Source organism: Protofrankia sp. Cas8 (assembly GCF_963555845.1).
GTDB lineage: Bacteria > Actinomycetota > Actinomycetes > Frankiales > Frankiaceae > Protofrankia.
On record NZ_CAUVXI010000111.1, the window covers coordinates 10,596 to 14,043 of the forward strand.

At 64.9% G+C, this 3,448-nt stretch carries 2 protein-coding genes and 1 pseudogene; 2 read left to right on the forward strand and 1 reads right to left on the reverse strand.

The annotated features are described in order from the left end of the window. Both U9977_RS16265 and U9977_RS16270 read left to right on the forward strand, forming a co-directional pair. Nucleotides 1-565: pseudogene (locus tag U9977_RS16265) on the forward strand (aspartate kinase); the annotation flags it as partial. 68 nt (nucleotides 566-633) lie between these two features. Then, nucleotides 634-1,662, forward strand: a complete 1,029-nt coding sequence (locus tag U9977_RS16270) for a TauD/TfdA family dioxygenase (protein WP_322750113.1) — start codon at nucleotides 634-636, stop codon at nucleotides 1,660-1,662. Between the two features lie 62 nt (nucleotides 1,663-1,724). Here U9977_RS16270 and lysA read toward each other — a convergent pair whose 3' ends face one another. Then, on the reverse strand, nucleotides 1,725-3,050 hold the full coding sequence (lysA, locus tag U9977_RS16275; protein WP_322750114.1) for a diaminopimelate decarboxylase: 1,326 nt from the start codon (nucleotides 3,048-3,050) through the stop codon (nucleotides 1,725-1,727). Between the last annotated feature and the right edge of the window lie 398 nt (nucleotides 3,051-3,448).

The following is a 3,448-nucleotide window of genomic DNA, read 5'->3' on the forward strand; positions in this document are numbered from 1 at the left end:
TGACGTGGACGGCATCTACAGCGCCGATCCCAACCTCGTCGCCGGAGCCCGACTGCTGCCCAACGTTGCATACGGTGTCGCCCGATCGATGTCCCTGCACGGCGCCAAGGTGCTGCACCGCGGGGCGGTGCAGCTGGCCGAGCAGTACAACGTCACCATCCTCTGCCGGTCCAACGAGGCACCGTTCCCGATCGGCAGCACCATCAGCGAGGCCGGCGCGGCCGTCTCCGCGGTGATAGTCAACCTTCGGTCCACCGTGCTGCGCTACGCCAACCACACACAGGCCGACGAGACGCATCGCATCTTCAACGCCCAGGGTGTGGAAGCCATCCGGTTCGCCGACAGCCCCTGCATCGGGGTGATCGGCGGCTATCTCGACATCGATATGTTCCAGCGCCGGCATTCGCTGCCGCATGCACGTGTCGACGGTATACCTGTTGTCGAGCTGAGCGGCAGCAACAGTCAGATTCATGTGGCGCAGACAGCAGACGAGGCCGTGCGCCTTGCCCAGAAGTTGCACGAGAACCTCGCCACTTCGCCGGAGACTCCGCTCAGTTCCGGGTGAACCGCTGTAGCTGTCCCGAATCTCCCGATCTCTCGTGCAGCTGAGCCCTCAGGAGGAGAAGTTTCGCCATGACCATCATCAACGACGGCTTCGCTACCGCTCCCAGTCGCACGCTCTGCGAGGTCGTCCTGCCGGACGCCATCCGCGACATTATGGCACGAGAACTTGCCGCGCTTCCTGACCCGACCCGCAACATCGACCGGGCGATGGCTCGCTGTTACCAGATCTTTGCCGGTCTGCCGGTCGCACTCCTCCAGCAGCTGCTGGACTTCGGTCGGCATTCGGACACCTCAGGCGTGAGCGTCGTCCGCAATCTGCCGGTCGATGCGAACGTGCCGGCGACACCGACCGATGGCGGTCCGAGCCGTGAGAAGAGCAGCTTTGTCACCGAAGGGGTCCTGCTCGGGCTCAGCGGTCTGCTTGGTGAGCCGGTTGGTTTTCTCACCGAGAAGAACGGCCGTCTGATCCATGACGTGATCCCGGTCCGAACCGGGGCGGCCACCCAGACCAACCAGAGTTCGACCACCTTCCTCAACTTCCACAACGACATCGTCTACGACGCCATCGGCCGCTACGACCTCAGTAATCCGGACTTCCTGGTACTGATCTGCGTCCGCGCCGACCATCAGGGCATCGCACGTACGTATTACGCTGACGCCCGGGACGTCTCCCGGGCGCTGGACGCGACATCGCTGGAGATCCTACGCAGCCCGGTCTTCCGGCTCAACGCCCCCGGCAGCTACGTTCGCGACGTTGCCGGCGGCGTCGACACGCTTTCCGAGCCGGTTCCGATAATCAGTGGTCCGGATGCCGTTCCGGAAATCTCTGTATCGGCGAACGGCGTGCGCGGGATGACAAGCGCTGGGCAGGCAGCTCTCGATCGCCTGCAGGCGGCGTGCCGGGAGACGGCGCACGAGGTTTTCCTACGACCGGGCCAAGCTTTATTGATCAATAATCGCAAGGGCCTGCACGCCCGATCGCAGTTCACACCCCGTTACGACGGCCAGGACCGGTGGCTTCAGCGTACTTACATCCGGCGCAGCCAGTGGAGTATCCGCTATCGGGCTACGCCCGGCAGCCGCCGGATTCACTTCTGATCCGAACCGCGAGAGTTCGTATCGGGTCTGAATCTCGCAGGCCGTCGCGTGGACCCGGCGGGTCATGCGGGGTTCGCCGACATGGTCGACCCGGTCTCGACCTCCGCGTAGACGAGATCCTCGTAGGTTTCACGTCGCCGGATCAGCCGGACGCCTCCACCGTCGACCAGCACTTCCGCCGGGCGGGGAAGGCTGTTGTAGTGGCTTGCCATCGTCATGCCGTAAGCGCCGGCGGTGAACACGGCGAGAACATCCCCGGCCGCCAGCGGTGGAAGGAGCCGGTCTTTGGCAAGGTAGTCACTGGACTCACACAGCGGACCCGCGACGTCATATCGCCGGAGGCCCGGTTGGTCATGGTAGGTGGTACGGCTCACCGGGCACAGGCCGTCTCGCGGACGGACCGGCCACATGAAATGAAACGTGTCGTAGAAGGCGGTCCGGATCAAGTGACTCATTCCGGCATCGGCAATCGCGACGTTCTGGACGCCGGAAGTCTTCAGGTAGCGCACCCGGGTCAGCAACACACCGGCGTTGGCGGCGATCGAGCGACCCGGTTCCAGCACCACCCTGCCGCCGGCGGCCACGAAGGAGCGTAGTTTCGGTGTGATCACGGCGGCGAAGTCCGACCAATCCGGGACGCCGGATCCATCATAGTCCGCAGGGAAACCGCCACCGATGTTTATCGCCGGAACCGGGGCACCATCGGCCATCAGCTTCTCGGCGACAGCCAGCACCTTGTCCACGGCCTCCCCGTAGGCCTCCGGGTGAAAGATCGGAGATCCGAGATGGAAATGCAGGCCTTCCGGCCGCAGCCATTCATGAGCTACAGCAAGCAGGTACACGTCGCGCACCTGCTCAAGATCAATTCCGAACTTGCCGCCGCGACGTCCGGTCGTCGTCTTGGCCGGGGTGCGCGAACCCACTGCGACGTCCGGATTGACCCGTACCGCGGCTCCCGCCTGGATCCGGCATTCGGCGGCCGCCCGGCCAAGTGCCCTCATCTCGCCGTCGGACTCCACGTTCACGCAGCGGATGCCAGACCGCACCGCGTAGCGCAGTTCGTCGTCGGACTTGCCCACGCCGGCAAAGACGATGCGGTCGGCGGGCACCTGGGCCAGCAGTGCCCGGTAGAGTTCGCCGCCGCTCACCACATCCACACCCGCTCCTGCCTGCGCCAGATCCCGCAGGAGGTGGACGTTGCTCAACGCCTTGACCGAAAAACAGATCAGCGGCGCGAGTTCAGCGAAGGCGTCGGCCACCTGCCGCAGGTGCGTGACAAGAGTGCCGTGGGAGTAGACGTAGACCGGGGTACCGAAACGGGCTGCGACGTCCTCCACGGCGACGTCCTCCACGTACAGCACGCCGTCGCGATACGTGAAGCGATCCATGAAGCCTCCCGAATGATGAGCCACGCAGCACGACGATCAGCGGACGTTCCTGTTCGTCGGCGGAGAGCAGGTGGAAGTGCCCGGGCGAGGTGGTCGGGTCCACTGTTCGACCCACCGGCGACCAGGGGTGCAGGTCCAGCGCCGACCGGCACAGGATACCGGGCAACCCGCGGACCTCGGTGCGGCGGGCCGCAGCCCGAGCCTTACGCGTTCGGCAGACGACTTTCGAAACACGCCCCAGGGGTGATTTGGTATGGGTAGACCTGAGAGACCGTTGGACGCGACCAGCGGTCCGATCGCCGCGTTCGCTCATGATCTGCGTGCGCTGCGGAATCGGGCAGGCAATCCAAGCTACCGGGAGCTCGCACGCACTGCGTTGTTCGCGCCGTCAGTACTGT